General features: G+C 70.7%; 13 protein-coding genes. 9 read left to right on the forward strand and 4 right to left on the reverse strand.

Annotated features, from left to right (window positions below):
• Positions 1-22 precede the first annotated feature (22 nt).
• The 4 genes from HLB44_RS31140 (at position 23) to HLB44_RS31155 (ending at position 6419) form a co-directional block, all read left to right on the forward strand.
• A complete protein-coding gene (locus HLB44_RS31140) occupies positions 23-613 on the forward strand; it encodes a phasin family protein (protein WP_173132663.1) in 591 nt (196 codons plus the stop codon).
• A 25-nt stretch (positions 614-638) separates the two neighbouring features.
• Positions 639-1895, forward strand: coding sequence for a patatin-like phospholipase family protein (locus HLB44_RS31145; RefSeq protein ID WP_173132666.1), 1257 nt, complete (start codon positions 639-641; stop codon positions 1893-1895).
• Positions 1896-1988: 93 nt separating this feature from the next.
• Positions 1989-4742: an ATP-binding protein gene (locus tag HLB44_RS31150; RefSeq protein WP_173132668.1), complete on the forward strand. Its 2754-nt coding sequence runs from the start codon at positions 1989-1991 to the stop codon at positions 4740-4742.
• Between the two features lie 126 nt (positions 4743-4868).
• Positions 4869-6419: a methyl-accepting chemotaxis protein gene (locus HLB44_RS31155; protein WP_173132671.1), complete on the forward strand. Its 1551-nt coding sequence runs from the start codon at positions 4869-4871 to the stop codon at positions 6417-6419.
• A 4-nt stretch (positions 6420-6423) separates the two neighbouring features.
• Here HLB44_RS31155 and HLB44_RS31160 read toward each other — a convergent pair whose 3' ends face one another.
• The 4 genes from HLB44_RS31160 to HLB44_RS31175 form a co-directional block, all read right to left on the reverse strand.
• Entirely contained in the window at positions 6424-7422 is a 999-nt protein-coding gene (locus tag HLB44_RS31160) for an SRPBCC family protein (protein ID WP_173132674.1), read from the reverse strand.
• Entirely contained in the window at positions 7419-8378 is a 960-nt protein-coding gene (locus tag HLB44_RS31165) for an acyl-CoA desaturase (protein WP_173132677.1), read from the reverse strand. The genes HLB44_RS31160 and HLB44_RS31165 overlap by 4 nt, the downstream gene beginning before the upstream one ends.
• Positions 8379-8382: 4 nt before the next feature.
• Entirely contained in the window at positions 8383-9882 is a 1500-nt protein-coding gene (locus HLB44_RS31170; protein ID WP_173132680.1) for a carboxypeptidase M32, read from the reverse strand.
• Between the two features lie 144 nt (positions 9883-10026).
• A complete protein-coding gene (locus HLB44_RS31175; RefSeq protein WP_173132683.1) occupies positions 10027-10509 on the reverse strand; it encodes a YqaA family protein in 483 nt (160 codons plus the stop codon).
• Between the two features lie 130 nt (positions 10510-10639).
• Between HLB44_RS31175 and dusB the strand changes: the two genes are divergently transcribed.
• The 5 genes from dusB to HLB44_RS31200 are packed head-to-tail and all read left to right on the forward strand — an operon-like array spanning position 10640 to position 14761.
• The gene (gene dusB, locus HLB44_RS31180) at positions 10640-11677 is read left to right on the forward strand and encodes a tRNA dihydrouridine synthase DusB (RefSeq protein ID WP_173132685.1); all 1038 of its coding nucleotides are present in this window, start codon (positions 10640-10642) and stop codon (positions 11675-11677) included.
• The gene (locus HLB44_RS31185; RefSeq protein WP_173132687.1) at positions 11674-11910 is read left to right on the forward strand and encodes a Fis family transcriptional regulator; all 237 of its coding nucleotides are present in this window, start codon (positions 11674-11676) and stop codon (positions 11908-11910) included. Before dusB ends, HLB44_RS31185 begins: the two co-directional genes overlap by 4 nt.
• Before the next feature lie 40 nt (positions 11911-11950).
• Complete coding sequence (gene purH, locus HLB44_RS31190; RefSeq protein WP_173132689.1) at positions 11951-13528, forward strand: bifunctional phosphoribosylaminoimidazolecarboxamide formyltransferase/IMP cyclohydrolase; 1578 nt, start codon at positions 11951-11953, stop codon at positions 13526-13528.
• A 7-nt stretch (positions 13529-13535) separates the two neighbouring features.
• Complete coding sequence (locus HLB44_RS31195) at positions 13536-14099, forward strand: nucleotidyltransferase family protein (protein ID WP_217283874.1); 564 nt, start codon at positions 13536-13538, stop codon at positions 14097-14099.
• Positions 14093-14761 (forward strand): phytanoyl-CoA dioxygenase family protein, encoded by a 669-nt coding sequence (locus HLB44_RS31200; RefSeq protein WP_343051668.1) that lies wholly within the window; start codon positions 14093-14095, stop codon positions 14759-14761. Before HLB44_RS31195 ends, HLB44_RS31200 begins: the two co-directional genes overlap by 7 nt.
• Positions 14762-14796: the final 35 nt, after the last annotated feature.

Here is a 14796-nt window from a genome sequence, read left to right on the forward strand (position 1 = left end):
CAACCCACTCGAAGGAAACACCATGGTCAAGAAGCTCCAGAAGATGGCGGACAAGAAGGCTGCGTCGCCGGCCGGCCTGCTCGACAGCCAGCTCGCCAACACCATCAAGGCTTCGGCCCAGCAGATCTGGCTCGCGGGCCTCGGCGCCTTCGCGAAGGCCCAGGGCGAAGGCACCAAGGTGTTCGAGACGCTGATGAAGGAAGGCCAGAGCCTGCATCGCAAGACCCAGGCCGTGGCCAGCGAGAAGCTCGGCGACGTCGCCGGCAAGATGAGCGCGATGGCCGGTGAAGTCGGCGGCAAGGCCAACGCCCAGTGGGACAAGCTCGAGACCATCTTCGAAGAGCGCACCGCCCGCGCGATGAACAAGCTGGGCGTGCCGACCGCCAAGGACGTGGCCGCGCTGACCGAGCGTGTCGATGCACTGGCCGCCGCGGTCGCCAAGCTGGGCGGCAAGGTCGAGGCGCCGAAGGCGGCCCGCGCGCCGAAGGCCGCCGCCAAGGCCCCGCGCGCAGCGCGCAAGGCCGCTGCGCCGGAAGCCAACGGCGTGACCAAGCCGGCCGCCAAGCGCCGCGTGGCGCGCAAGGCCGCCGCCACGACGGCCGCCGCCGAGTAACCCGCTTTCCTTGCGGTAGCACTCGATGCGCAAGACGAAGGGCGCTGCGGCGCCCTTTTTTCATCGCCCCGCCCGCGGGCGTTCCCGCGTCGGCCTGGCCATGGCCGGCGGCGGACCGCTCGGCGCCACCTGGGAAGTCGGCGCGCTGTGCGCGCTGGAAGAAGCCATCCCCGGCCTCGACTTCACCGACCTCGACGGTTATGTCGGCGTCTCCTCCGGCAGCTTCATCGCCGCCGCGCTGGCCAACGGCATGCGCCCGCGCATGCTGTGCGCCTCCTTCATCGAGAACGACCCCGCCGTCGCCGCCGACATCGTCAGCCCGACGCTCTTCGTGCGGCCCGCCGTCGGCGAGCTGCTGGCGCGGCTGGTCTCGCTGCCGCTGCTGGCGACGCAGGCCGGCTGGCAGCTCGCGCTCGGCCGGCGCTCGTTCATCGCGACGATCGAGCGGCTCGGCCGCGCGCTGCCGACCGGGCTCTTCAGCCACGCGCCGCTCGAAGCGCGGCTGCGCGAGGTGTTCTCCGCCGCGGGCCGCAGCAACGACTTCCGGCAGCTGAAGCAGCGCGTCGTGCTGGTCGCCACCGACCTGGACAGCGGCGAGGCCGCGCCCTTCGGCCAGCCGGGCTGGGACCACGTGCCGATCTCGCGCGCGGTGGCCGCCAGCGCGGCGCTGCCGGGGCTCTTCCCGCCGGTGGCCATCGGCGGGCGCTGGTATGTCGACGGCGCGCTGAAGAAGACGCTGCATGCGCGCGTGCTGCTCGACCAGGGGCTGGACCTGCTGCTGTGCCTGAACCCGCTGGTGCCCTTCGATGCGACGCATGCGCCGCGCCACCGCGTGCTCGGCGCCAACGGCCGCATTCCGCAGATCGTGCAGGGCGGGCTGCCGCTGGTGCTGTCGCAGACCTTCCGCACGCTGATCCATTCGCGGCTCGAGCTCGGGCTGAAGGGCTACGAGGCTTCGCACCCGGACACCGACATCGTGCTGTTCGAGCCCGACCAGCGCGACCCGGACATGTTCCTCGCCAACATCCTCAGCTACTCGCAGCGCCGCGAGCTGGCCGAGCACGCCTACCAGAAGACGCGCGAAGACCTGCGCTCGCGCCGCAGCTCGATCGGCGCAATGCTGGCGCGCCACGGCCTGGCGCTGGACGATGCGGCGCTCGACGATCCGCGGCGCCACCTGGTCGAGCCGCGCGGGCCGCGCTTCACCGCGCTGGCGCGGCCGCTGCAGCGGCTGGACGAGGTGCTGGACGACCTGGAACAGGCGCTGGCGGCGGCGGCCTGAGACCGGAATAATCCCGAACGCCCGCGGTGTCGCTGCCGCGCGCGCAACCACCGGGAGGCGCCGTTGCCCCGCAGCCGCAAACTCGCCGCGATCATGAGTGCCGACGTCGTCGGCTACTCGCGGTTGATGGGCGAGGACGACGAGGCCACCGTCGATGCGCTGCTCGGCCTGCGCCGCACGGTGACCGCGCTCGTCGTCGCGCGGCGCGGGCGCATCGTCGACACCGCCGGCGATTCGGTGCTGGCCGAATTCGCCAGCGCGGTCGAGGCGCTGCGCTGCGCGGTCGACATCCAGCACGCACTCGCGCCGCGGCAGGCTGCGCTGGCGCCGTCGCGGCGCATGATGCTGCGCATCGGGCTCAACCTCGGCGACATCCTCGAGCACGCCGGCGGGCTCTACGGCGACGGCGTCAACATCGCCGCGCGGCTGCAGGCGCTGGCCCAGCCAGGCGGCGTCTGCGTCTCCGGCAACGTGCAGGAGCAGGTCGCCTCGCACGTCCCGTGGGCCTTCGACGACGCCGGCGAGCAGCTCGTCAAGAACATCGCCAGGCCGGTGCGTGCGTTCCATCTGCGCATGCCGCCGGACGACGGCACGTTCGTCACCACGGAGGTGACACCACCGGCGTCGCGGGCGCACGGCAATCTGCCGGTCGACTTGCCGCCGCTGTTCGGGCGCGACGACGCGCTGGCCACGCTGGGCGGCCTGATGCACACGCATCGCCTCGTGACCGTGGCCGGACCTGGCGGCGTCGGCAAGACGACGTTGGCGCAAGCCTTCGCGCACTCGCAGGCCGCGCTGTGGCGCGACGGTGCCTGGATGGTCGAGCTGGCGGCATTGAGCGACGGCAACCTGGTCAACGGCGTGGTCGCCAAGACGATCGGCATTGAATCGACCGCCAGCAGCGGCGGACCGCGCGAGCTCGCGGCGACCCTCGCGTCGCAGTCGATGCTGCTGGTGCTGGACAACTGCGAGCATGTGGTGGCGCCGGTGAGCGTGCTTGTCGAGCAGCTGCTGCATCAGGCGCCCGGCGTGCGCGTGCTTTGCACCAGCCAGGAACCGCTGCACATCGGTGGCGAGCAGCTGTTCCGCCTCGGTCCGCTCGGCCTGCCGCAGGCGCCGGGGCTTGCCGCGGCGCTGTCCGCCGCTGCGGTACGCCTGTTCGTCGAACGCGTGCGCGCACTGTTGCCCGAGTTCACGCTCGACGACGGACTGTGCGACGACGCCGTGGCCCTGTGCCGGAAGCTCGACGGACTGCCGCTGGCGATCGAGCTGGCGGCAGCACGCGTGCCGCTGCTCGGCGTCAGCGGGGTGCTGAGCCGGCTGGGCGAACGGCTGCGCATGCTGCACAGCGGCAGCCGCACCGCGCTCGAGCGCCACCGCACGCTGCGCGCGACACTGGCCTGGAGCCACAACCTGCTGGAGCCGGCCGAGCGTGCGATTCATCGGCGCATCGGCGTGTTCGCGGGCGGCTTCACACTGGAGCTGGCGCAACGCACCGTCGCCGGCGACGATGCCGACGCGTGGTCGGTGCTCGACGGCATCGGCGCGCTGGTCGACCGCTCGCTGCTCGTCGCCGAAAGCGGCCATCCGCCACGCTATCGGCTGCTCGAAAGCGGCCGAGCTTTCGCGATCGAGCAGCTGATCGAGACCGGCGAGCACGCGCACTATCTGCAGCGCCATGCAGAAGGCGTCGCGGCCGTGCTGGTCGACACCATCGCGCGGGTCGAGGCGGGCCGGCAGACGATGGACAGCTTCATCGATCTGCTGGCACCGGAAATCGACAACATCCGCGCCGCATTCGAGTGGGCGCTGCGCACCCCTGGACAGCACACGCTCGCGCTGACGATCCCAGCGTACAGCGTCGAGCTGATGCAGCGTCTGGACCTGCTCGACGAGCTGCGGCGCTGGCTGACGGCCGCGCAGGCCTTCCTGGACGATCCGGTGCCGCCGCCGTTGCTGGCGCGCTACCTGGCAAGCACGGCCGTCATTCCGCCGCAACAGTCGGGGCTGACCGCGGACCTGCAGGCGCAGCATCTGCAGCGCGCCGAGGCGCTGTTCCGCACGCTGGGGGACCCACAGGGCCTGGCGTGGACGCTGTGCATCCATGGCTTCCATGCGCATTGGATCGGTGACGACGCGACGGCCGAGCGCGTCATGTCCGAGGCGCATGCGCTGCGCTGCGACGACTGGCCGCCGTGGCTGCTCGGCACCATCGCGACCCGCCGCGCATCCTTCGTGCAGTCGCTCGATGCTGCGGCGGTCGAGCAGTCGATGGCCGAAGGCTTGCGCCGGTACCGGCAGGTCGGCGACTCGCGCGGTGTGATGGTGACGGTGAACAACTGGATGGTTCAGTGCCTGGCGAACGACCGCCACGAGCAGGCCATCGCGCTCGGCACGGAAGCGCTCGAGGGCTCGCTGCGGCACATGAGCCGCTTGCTGCTGACGTCCGTGATGGATGGCCTCGTGGCGGCGTTGACGCTGACAGGGGACCTCGTGCGCGCGCAGCATGTCGCAACGGACATGCTGCAGCACCGGCGGCGAGGGGCCCGCCTGACAACGCTAGGCGACGGTGTCGCGCTGCTCGCAGCGCACCAGGGCCGGCTGGACGACGCGGCGCGCCTGCTGGGCGCGATGGAAGCCGACGCGGCGAGCGACAGTGCCGTCCCCTACCGCGGGCGTGGCCCCGACCTGGAGCCCAGCGTCATGGCGATGCTGCGCGCGGCCCACGGGGAGGACCGCATCGCACGCTGGCGCGCCGAAGGCGCGGCACTCGACCCTGCCGGCATCGAAGCGCTCGTTCGCCGCGGCTTCAGCCCAGGTCGCGCGCCTCCAGGGCAGGCGACCTAGAAACGCGGGAACTGCGCGCACTTTGCGGCGCAGTTCCAGCGATCGGCGGCACCTGATCGGCATAAGGTTCGCGCAAGCCGGCAACGCGCCGGCTCGCCCGGCCACTTGCAGTTCCAGGAGCGCCCGATGAGCACGATGAAGATCTCGACACGCATGTTCGTTCTGATCGGCGTGTTGTCGATCCTGCTGCTGGGCATCGGCGGCATCGGGCTGCGCGGCATCCACCAGTCCAACGCCGCGCTGCAGACGGTCTACGAGCACCGCACCGTGCCGATGGGGCAGATCGCGCAGATCCAGGAACGCCTGCTGCGCAACCGCCTCGCGCTGGCCGTCTCGCTGGTCACGCCGACGCCGGAAGACATCAAGCGCAACACGGCCGAGGTCGAGACCAACATCGCGGCGATCACCGAGCTGTGGGAGGCCTACATGGCCAGCCCGCTGTCGGCGCAGGAAGCCGCGCTGGCGAAGACTTTCGCCGCCCACCGCCGCGCCTTCGTCGTCGATGGATTGAAGCCCACCGTCGCGGCGCTGCGGGCCAACGATCTCGAGCAAGCCAAACGGCTGGTCGTCGAAGCGGTGCGCCCGCTGTACCGGCCGGTCGGCGAAGGCATCCAGGCGCTGATGAAGCTGCAGCTCGACGAAGCGCGCCGCGCACACGAAGAGGCCTCGTCGCGCTACGCCACGATCCGCGTGCTGTCGATCGGCGCAATCGCCGCCGGCGTGTTGTTCGCGCTGGGCTTCGGCTGGCTGCTGGTGCGTGGCATCTCGCGCTCGCTGGCGCAGGCGGTGGCGGCATCGAACGCCGTGGCCGACGGCGACCTGAGCGTGGCGATCCCGACCGGCGGCCGCGACGAAGTGGCCGCGCTGCTGCGCGCGCTGGCGGTGATGAAGGAGCGGCTGGCCGACGTGGTGCACGGCGTGCGCCGCAACTCCGAAAGCGTGGCCACGGCCTCGGCGCAGATCGCGCAGGGCAACAACGACCTGAGCGCGCGCACCGAGGAACAGGCGAGCGCGCTGGAGCAGACCGCGGCGTCGATGGAACAGCTGGCGAGCACCGTGCGGCAGAACGCCGACAACGCGCGCCAGGCCGATCGGCTGGCGCAGGATGCGTCGAACGTCGCCGCCAGCGGCGGCGCGGTCGTCGGCCGCGTCGTCGACACGATGAAGGGCATCAACGAGAGCTCGCGCAAGATCGCCGAGATCATCGGCGTCATCGATGGCATCGCCTTCCAGACCAACATCCTGGCGCTGAATGCGGCGGTCGAAGCGGCGCGCGCCGGCGAGCAGGGGCGCGGCTTCGCCGTCGTCGCTTCCGAGGTGCGCAACCTGGCGCAGCGCAGCGCCGACGCGGCGCGGCAGATCAAGACGCTGATCTCCGACAGCGTCGAGCGCGTCGAGCAGGGTTCGGCGCTGGTCGATCAGGCGGGGTCGACGATGAACGAGGTCGTCGCGTCGATCCGCCGCGTCACCGAGATCGTCGGCGAGATCAGCGCCGCCAGCAGCGAACAGAGCGCCGGCGTCACGCAGGTCGGCAACGCCGTCACCCAGATGGACCAGGCGACGCAGCAGAACGCCGCGCTGGTCGAGGAATCGGCGGCTGCGGCCGAGAGCCTGAAGGTGCAAGCCGCGCAGCTGGTCGGCGCGGTGGCGGTGTTCAAGCTCGCGGCCACGGGCTGACCCCTCAGCGCGCCTCGCTGCGGCGTTGGTAGAAGCGCAGCAGCACGTCCTCGAAGTTCTCCAGCATCCAGCGCGCCAGCGGGTCGGCGTACCAGTTGAACGGCGTGCTGACGCGGTACTCCATGCGCAGCTGCAGCTCGGTGGCTGGGCCGCGCGGCACCAGGCGATAGGCGATCGTGTGGATGTCGAAGTAGTGGCCGCCGAGCACGACGTGATCGTCCAGCGCATGGCGCGGGAACGAATCGGCCGTGTAGCGGTGGACCCAGCGCACATGGCGCTGCTCTTCCCACTCGGTCACCACCTGCTCGAAGTGCACCGCCTTGCCCATGCGGATCTCGCGCACGCGCCCTTCGGGCGTCAGCTTCGAGATGCCGGCTTCGGGCAGCGGCACGCCGATGCGGAAGAAGAAGGCCGCGTCGACCTCGTGCGGCTGGATCGCGCGGGCATCGTGGATGTGCCGCCACACGGTCTCGGGGGAGGCCTGGATCAGGCGGCTGGCCTCGACCGCCCGCTCGCGCGTGGGCAGCGGCAGCTGCGACTCGACCGCACCCAGCAGCAGCGGCAGCGCCCACAGCCCGTACAGCGTCTGCTTCGGCCAGTTCGTGATGCGGCACACCACGCCCATCGCCAGGCCGCCGATCGAGCCCAGCAGCGCGAACAGCGGCACGATGACGATCGCGCAGATCAGGCCTTCGATCAGGATCAGCAGCGTGCCGAACACGAAGAACACGTTGGCGACGAAAGGCGCCCAAAGGTAGTAGCCGAAGCTGCGGCGTCCCAGCCGCTCGGCCGCATACACGGTCACCGCGCCGACGAGCATCGGCACCAGGTAGATGAAGGACCCGAGCATCGTCGCGTACGGGTCCCCCGGCTTGCCGGAGAAGACCAGCCGCAACGCGATGCCCGCCAGCACGCCGGCCAGCAGCGGCCACCCGCGCGAGAACGGCAGGAACTTGGGACCGCGCGCGGGCGGTGGGTCGCCGGCGGGCGAGGGAACCGTCATGCCCGCCTATCGGCCGAAGGACGCAGCACCGCCGCGGCGCCCGGCCGCACCGGCGTGATGCCCGGCCGCGGCGGCAGCGTGGCCGGGGTCTGCACGTCCCAGGCCAGGCCGAGCCATTGCAGCAGCTGGATGAAGCGGTAGCCGGGGTCCGGCTGGCCCGGGTAGAGCCCGTGGCGGGCCGACGCCGGGAACGCGTGGTGGTTGTTGTGCCAGCTCTCGCCCATCGTCGGGATCGCGGCGATCGGCACGTCGTGGGCCTGCACGCCGGCACCATCGACGGTCCAGCTCTGCGGCCCGCGGGTGTGCGCGAAGTACGAGATGAACCAGTGCATCGTCGTGCAGGCAGCGACGCGTGCGAACACGCCCCACGCGATCCACGGCAGGCCGCCGAGCGCGTAGAGCACGATGCCGATCGGCAGCTGGTGCAGCATCCAGGTGCGCTCGAGGAAGCGGTAGAACGGATCGTCGCCGATGCCGGGGCCGGGGTCGAAGCCCGGCGGGTGATCCAGCTCGAGCCGGCAGTGCAGGTTCCACCAGCCGTCCTTCAGCAGGCCGTGGCGGTGCGCCAGGTAGTCGTGGCACTGCGGCTGGCGCTGCGCCCAGTCGCGCGTGTCGTGGGTGCGGATGGTCCACAGCGGCCCGCCCATGCCGACCGCGGTGCCCGACCAGACGAGCAGCCGCTCGAGCCACTTCGGGCACTTGAAGCTGCGATGCACCAGGCGGCGGTGGAAGCCCACCGAGTGGCCGGTGCACAGCGTCACGGCACTCAAGCCCAGGAACACCGCCAGCGCGCCCCACGTGAAGTACAGCGGCGCCAGCACCAGCGCGCCGATCAGCATCGTGCCGTTCCACAGCGAGCGCGCCGGCGCCCAGTGCACGCGGCCGGCCACCGGGCTGGTCTGCGGCGCCAGCACCAGCGAATTGACGCGGTAGGGATCGGGGCCGGCGCCGCTCATCGGATCAGCCGGCCAGGTAGCGGGCTTCCAGATGCGCCCTGAAATGTGCCGGGTTCAGCACCTCGCCGGTGGCGCGCTGCGCCAGCTCGTCGGTGGTGTAGCGGCTCGCGGCACTCCAGATGTTGTCGCGCAGCCAGTCGAACACCGGCGCCAGGTTGCCGGCGGCGATCGACGCGTCGAGGTCCGGTGTCTGCCGGCGCATCGCCGCGAACCACTGCGCCGCGTACATCGCGCCGAGCGAATAACACGCAAAGTAGCCGAACAGCGCCTCGGGCCAGTGCACGTCCTGCAGCGGGCCGTCCTTGAAGTTGCCGCGGGTGTCGATGCCCAGCAGCTCACCCATCTTGGCGTCCCACAGCGCCGGCACGTCCTCGGGCTCGATCTCGCCTTCGATCAGTGGGCGCTCGATCTCGTAGCGCAGGATGATGTGCGCCGGGTAGGTCACCTCGTCGGCATCGACGCGGATCAAGCCCGGCTTCACGCGCGTCATCAGCCGGTGCAGGTTGCCGGCTTCGAAGGCCGGCTGGTCGCCGAAGGACTCGCGCACCAGCGGCGCCAGCAGCCCGGCAAAGCCCGGGTGGCTGCCGAGCTGCATCTCGAAGGACAGCGACTGGCTCTCGTGGATGGCCATCGAGCGCGCGCGCGACACCGGCTGGCCGAGCAGCTCACGCGGGCGGTTCTGCTCGTAGCGGCCGTGGCCCGTTTCGTGGATCGTGCCCATCAGGCTGATCAGGAACTCGTCCTCGCGGAAGCGCGTCGTCAGCCGCACGTCCTCGGGCACGCCACCGGCGAACGGGTGCGTGCTGACGTCGAGCCGCCCGGCCTCGAAGTCGAAGCCGAGCAGGCGCATCGCGCGTTCGCACAGCGCGCGCTGCGCGGCGATCGGGAACGGCCCGACCGGGGCGATCACCGGCTCGCGCGACTGCTTGTCGACGACGCGCTGGATCAGGCCCGGCAGCCACTGGCGCACGTCGCCGAAGATGCGGTCGAGCTGGGCGCAGCTCATGCCCGGCTCATAACGATCGATCAGCGCGTCGTAGCGGCTCAGGCCGGATTGCTCGGCCAGCAGCGTGGCCTCCTCGCGGCCGGTGGCGAGCACCTCGCGGAAGTTGGCGAGGAAACCGGGCCAGTCGTTGGCCGGGCGCTGCTTGCGCCAGGCATGCTCGCAGCGCGAGGTGGCGAGCTGCGCGCGCTGCACCAGCGATTCGGGCAGCGCGTTCGATTGCCACCACTCGCGCCGCATCTCGCGCAGGTTGGCGCGCTGCAGGTCGGACAGCGGCTCCTGCTCGGCGCGATCGAGGCCGTCGCGCAGTTGCGGGTCGGTGCGCATGCGGTGCATCAGCGCGGCCATCTCGGCCAGCGCCGCGGCGCGCGCATCGCTGCCGCGCGGCGGCATGTTCGCGGCCTGGTCCCACCAGGCGATCGATTGCAGGTGCTGCAGGTGGTGCAGGCGCTGGAAGGTGGACGTCAGGCCGTCGTAGGCCGGGGTCGTGGTCGTGAGCATCGGGATCCGCCGAATCGAGTCGGGAAGCGCCGATTCTGACGCTGCATTCCGCGGGCGCGACTTCAGTCGGCGCCGGGCCGTTCCCAAGCCGACTGAGCGCCCCTCGGGGGCCGCGAAGGAAGTGAGCTGGGGGCCGACATCTCTTCAGGGGGTGTACTGCCCCGGGAAGAACCACAGCAGCCCGGCCGTCATCGTGAAATAGCGGGCGAACTTGCCGATCGCCATGTAGACGATGCACGGCCAGAACGGCAGCCGCAGCCAGCCGGCGACCGCGCACAGCGGATCGCCGACCAGCGGCAGCCACGACAGCAGGCAGGCCTTGGCGCCCAGCCGCTCGAGCCACTTCAGCGCATGCGCCTCGAACGGATGGTGCTTGACGCGCTCGTAGATCTTCTCGGCGCCGTAGCCCATCCACCAGCTGATCGCGCCGCCGACGGTGTTGCCGGCGGTGGCGACGAAGATTGCCGGCCAGAACATCTCGGGGTTCAGCTTGACGAGCCCGAACACCGCCGGCTCGGAGCCGACCGGCAGCAGCGTCGCCGAGATCATCGCGACGATGAAGACCGTCGACAGCCCGAACTTCGGCAGTGCGAGCGTGGCGAGGAGCGACTCGATCCAGGCTTCCATGGCGCTGATCATAGGGACCGCGTGAACGAGCGCACGCAGGGCGCACAGGCGCCGGGCAAGCGGCGGGCCGGGTCGACCGCGCCGCTATACTCCTGCCTCCTTTTTCAGCAGTCCCCCGCCCCTCCTCGCCATGCGCCTCGGCCCCTACGAGCTGCCGAATCGTCTGTTCGTCGCGCCGATGGCCGGCGTCACCGATCGGCCTTTCCGCCAGCTCTGCCGCCGCCTCGGCGCGGGCCACGCGGTGAGCGAGATGGTGACCTCGCGCAAGGAGCTGTGGAACTCGCTGAAGACCTCGCGCCGCGCCGACCATGCCGGCGAACCGGGACCCGTCGCGGTGCAGATCGCCGGCACCGATGCCGAGATGATGGCCGAGGCCGCGGCCTACAACATCGACCGCGGCGCGCAGATCATCGACATCAACATGGGCTGCCCGGCCAAGAAGGTGTGCAACAAGTGGGCCGGCTCGGCGCTGATGCGCGACGAGGCACTGGCGATCGGCATCGTCGAGGCGGTGGTCGCCGTGTGCGCGCCGCGCCGCGTGCCGGTGAGCCTGAAGATGCGCACCGGCTGGTGCGACAGCGAACGCAATGCCTTGTCGATCGCCCGCGCCGCGCAGAGCGCCGGCATCGCGCTGCTGACCGTGCACGGCCGCACGCGCGAGCAGGGCTACAAGGGCGCGGCCGAGTACGAGACCATCGCCGCGGTGAAGGCGGCGCTGAGCATCCCCGTCGTCGCCAACGGCGACATCACCACGCCGCAGAAGGCGCGCGAGGTGCTGGCCTTCACGCGGGCCGACGCGCTGATGATCGGCCGCGCCGCGCAGGGCCGGCCGTGGATCTTCCGCGAGATCGCTCACTTCCTCGCCACCGGCGAAGAGCTGCCGCCGCCGCCAACACGTGAAGTACGCGGCTGGCTGCTCGAGCACCTGCTCGAGCACTACGCGCTGTACGGTGAATTCACCGGCGTGCGCACGGCCCGCAAACACATCGGTTGGGCGGTGCGTGCCCTGCCCGGCGGCGAAATCTTCCGCGCGGTGATGAACACGCTGGACAGCAGCGAAGCGCAGGTCGCCGCGGTCGGCACCTTCTTCGACGAGCTGGCCGAGCACCATTCCCTGTTGCCGCAGTGCGCCGCGGCGAACGACGATTTGCTGGCCTTGGAAGCATGAGCAAGAAGAAGATCGAAGAGTGCATCCGCGACAGCCTGGAGCAGTACTTCAAGGACCTGCGCGGCACCGAGCCGCATTCGGTGCACGACATGATCGTCGGCGCCGTCGAGAAGCCGATGCTCGAAGTCGTGATGCGCCACGCCGAAAACAACCAGAGCAAGGCTGCCGACTGGCTCGGCATCAACCGCAACACGCTGCGCCGCAAGCTGATGGATCACAAGCTGATCAAGTAGCCGGCCGCCCCTTCTTCTTCACCTCGCCCACGCAGTCCCCATGACCACCGCCCTGCTCTCGGTTTCCGACAAGACCGGCATCGTCGACTTCGCCCGCGCGCTGCACCAGCGCGGCATCAAGCTGCTGTCGACCGGCGGCACCGCGCGGCTGCTGGCCGACAACGGCCTGCCCGTCACCGAGGTGGCCGAAGTCACCGGCTTCCCGGAGATGCTCGACGGCCGCGTCAAGACGCTGCATCCGCGCATCCACGGCGGGTTGCTGGCGCGGCGCGACATGCCCGAGCACATGGCCGCGCTGAAGGCCCACGGCATCGCGACGATCGACCTGCTGGTGATCAACCTCTACCCGTTCGCGCAGGCCACCGCGCGCCCCGACTGCACGCTGGAAGACGCGATCGAGAACATCGACATCGGCGGCCCGGCGATGCTGCGCGCGGCAGCGAAGAACTGGCCCGACGTCGGCGTGGTGATCGACCCGACGGACTATGCGCAGGTGCTCGGCGAGCTCGATGCCGGTGGCCTGACGCGCAAGACCAAGTTCGGCCTGGCCCGCAAGGTCTACGCCCACACTGCCGCCTACGACGGCATGATCACCAACTACCTCAGCGCGCTCGACGCCGGCGCCGAGGACAAGCCCTCGGCCGTGCCGGCGCGCGCCGAGTACCCCGGCATCTACACGCTGCAGCTCGAGAAGACGCAGGACCTGCGCTACGGCGAGAACCCGCACCAGAGTGCTGCCTTCTATCGTGAGCGGCAGCCGGCGCCCGGCACGCTGGCGGGCTGGACGCAGCTGCAGGGCAAGGAGCTGTCGTTCAACAACATCGCCGATGCCGATGCGGCCTGGGAATGCGTCAAGACCTTCGACGCGCCGGCCTGCGTGATCGTCAAGCATGCGAACCCCTGCGGCGTGGCCGTCGGCGGCACCGCGACCGAGGCCTACACCAAGGCGCTGAAGACCGATACCACCTCGGCCTTCGGCGGCATCGTCGCCTTCAACCAGCCGCTGGACGTGGCGACCGTCGAAGCGATGGTCGCCGCCAAGCAGTTCGTCGAGGTGCTGATCGCGCCATCGGTCACGCCGGATGCGCGTGAGCTGCTGGCGAAGAAGCAGAACCTGCGCCTGCTCGAGGTGCCGCTGTCGCGCCAGGGCAATGCGCTGGAGTTCAAGCGGATCGGCGGCGGTATGCTGCTGCAATCGGCCGATGCGAAGAACGTCGCGGCCAGCGAGCTGCGCATCGTCACCACGCTGCAGCCGACGCACGAGCAGATGCAGGACCTGCTGTTCGCCTGGAAGGTGGCCAAGTTCGTCAAGAGCAACGCGATCGTCTACTGCGCCGGCGGCATGACGCTGGGTGTCGGCGCCGGCCAGATGAGCCGCGTCGATTCGTCGCGCATCGCCAGCATCAAGGCCGAGAACGCCGGGCTGTCGCTGCAGCGCAGCGCGGTGGCCAGCGACGCCTTCTTCCCGTTCCGCGACGGCCTCGATGTCGTGATCGACGCCGGCGCCAGCTGCGTGATCCAGCCCGGCGGCTCGATGCGCGACCAGGAAGTGATCGACGCGGCGAACGAGCGCGGCATCGCGATGGTGTTCACCGGGACGCGGCATTTCCGGCACTGAGGCCGCCTTGCGCGACAGGCTGGTCGCGCTCGTGCGCGCGACGCCGTGGTTGGTGACGGCGCTGCAGGCGGTGCGTGATGAAGGCCTGGCGTCGTGGTGCATCGGCGCCGGTGCGGTGCGCAATGTGGTCTGGGACCACCTGCACGGGCACACGGTGCCCTCGGCGCTCGCCGACGTCGACGTCGCCTACTTCGATGGCGACGACCTGTGCCCGAAGAGCGAACGCGCGATCGAAGCCCGGCTGCGCGCCGCCCATCCGTCGCTGCCGTGGGAAGTGACCAACCAGGCCGCTGTGCACCGCGGGTTCGAAGCCCACTTCGGCCACGCCGTCGCGCCGCTGCGCTCGCTCGACGAAGCCGTCGGCTCCTGGCCGGAGTACGCGACATCGGTCGGCCTGTGGCTCGACGCCCACGACGCGCTGCACGTCATCGCACCGCACGGCCTCGACGACCTGTTCGCGATGACGGTGCGGCGCAACCCGATCCGCGTCAGCGTCGACACCTATCGCCAACGTTGCGCGGCCAAGCGCTATGCCGAGCGCTGGCCGCGCGTGCGGGTGCTCGCGTGCTGAGCCCAGGCTTCGAGCGCGACGGCTTCGTGATCGTGCCGCGCGTGCTCGATGGCTCGGCCTGCGCCGAGCTGGCGTCGCACATCGAGTCCGCCAACTCGCGCTCGGGCGGCACGCGGCAGCTGCTGCGCGAAGCCTGGTGCGCCACGCTCGCGGCGGCGCTGCCCGGGCAGGCGCCGCTGTCGGCGCTGATCCCCAGCGGTCACGTCGCCGTGCAGTGCACCTACTTCGAGAAACACGCGGCGCGCAACTGGCTGGTGCCGCTGCACCAGGACCTGGCGATTCCCGTGGCCGAGCGTGTCGACGGTCCTGCGCTGCGCGGCTGGTCGACCAAGGAGGGGCAGCTGTTCGTGCTACCGCCCGCCGAGGTGCTGGCGCAGCTGGTCGCGCTGCGCCTGCATGTGGACGGCTGCGGCGTCGAGGACGGCCCGCTGCGCGTGGTGCCGGGTTCGCACCGGCACGGCATCGCCTCGGATGAGCAGGCCGCCGCAGCCCGCGGCCGCGATGTCGCGTGCACGCTCGACGCCGGCGATGCGCTCGTCATGCGTCCGCTGCTGCTGCACGCGTCGTCGAAGTCCACCGGCCACCATCGCCGCCGCGTGCTGCACTTCCTGTTCGGACCGCGCGCGCTGCCGCACGGGCTGCGCTGGGCCCATGCGGCTTGAACGCCCGAGCTCGGGCCAGTTCGCCATCGACGGCG

The sequence above is a fragment of the Pseudaquabacterium terrae genome, from assembly GCF_013266755.1.
In the GTDB taxonomy this organism is placed as follows: domain Bacteria; phylum Pseudomonadota; class Gammaproteobacteria; order Burkholderiales; family Burkholderiaceae_C; genus Pseudaquabacterium; species Pseudaquabacterium terrae.

Excerpts from the sequence above, each read along its gene's own strand:
- HLB44_RS31140 (WP_173132663.1), top strand. The coding sequence starts at position 23 with ATGGTCAAGAAGCTCCAGAAGATGGCGGACAAGAAGGCTGCGTCGCCG.
- HLB44_RS31145 (WP_173132666.1), top strand. The coding sequence starts at position 639 with ATGCGCAAGACGAAGGGCGCTGCGGCGCCCTTTTTTCATCGCCCCGCC.
- HLB44_RS31150 (WP_173132668.1), top strand. The coding sequence starts at position 1,989 with ATGAGTGCCGACGTCGTCGGCTACTCGCGGTTGATGGGCGAGGACGAC.
- HLB44_RS31155 (WP_173132671.1), top strand. The coding sequence starts at position 4,869 with ATGAGCACGATGAAGATCTCGACACGCATGTTCGTTCTGATCGGCGTG.
- HLB44_RS31160 (WP_173132674.1), bottom strand. The coding sequence starts at position 7,422 with ATGACGGTTCCCTCGCCCGCCGGCGACCCACCGCCCGCGCGCGGTCCC.
- HLB44_RS31165 (WP_173132677.1), bottom strand. The coding sequence starts at position 8,378 with ATGAGCGGCGCCGGCCCCGATCCCTACCGCGTCAATTCGCTGGTGCTG.
- HLB44_RS31170 (WP_173132680.1), bottom strand. The coding sequence starts at position 9,882 with ATGCTCACGACCACGACCCCGGCCTACGACGGCCTGACGTCCACCTTC.
- HLB44_RS31175 (WP_173132683.1), bottom strand. The coding sequence starts at position 10,509 with ATGGAAGCCTGGATCGAGTCGCTCCTCGCCACGCTCGCACTGCCGAAG.
- dusB (WP_173132685.1), top strand. The coding sequence starts at position 10,640 with ATGCGCCTCGGCCCCTACGAGCTGCCGAATCGTCTGTTCGTCGCGCCG.
- HLB44_RS31185 (WP_173132687.1), top strand. The coding sequence starts at position 11,674 with ATGAGCAAGAAGAAGATCGAAGAGTGCATCCGCGACAGCCTGGAGCAG.
- purH (WP_173132689.1), top strand. The coding sequence starts at position 11,951 with ATGACCACCGCCCTGCTCTCGGTTTCCGACAAGACCGGCATCGTCGAC.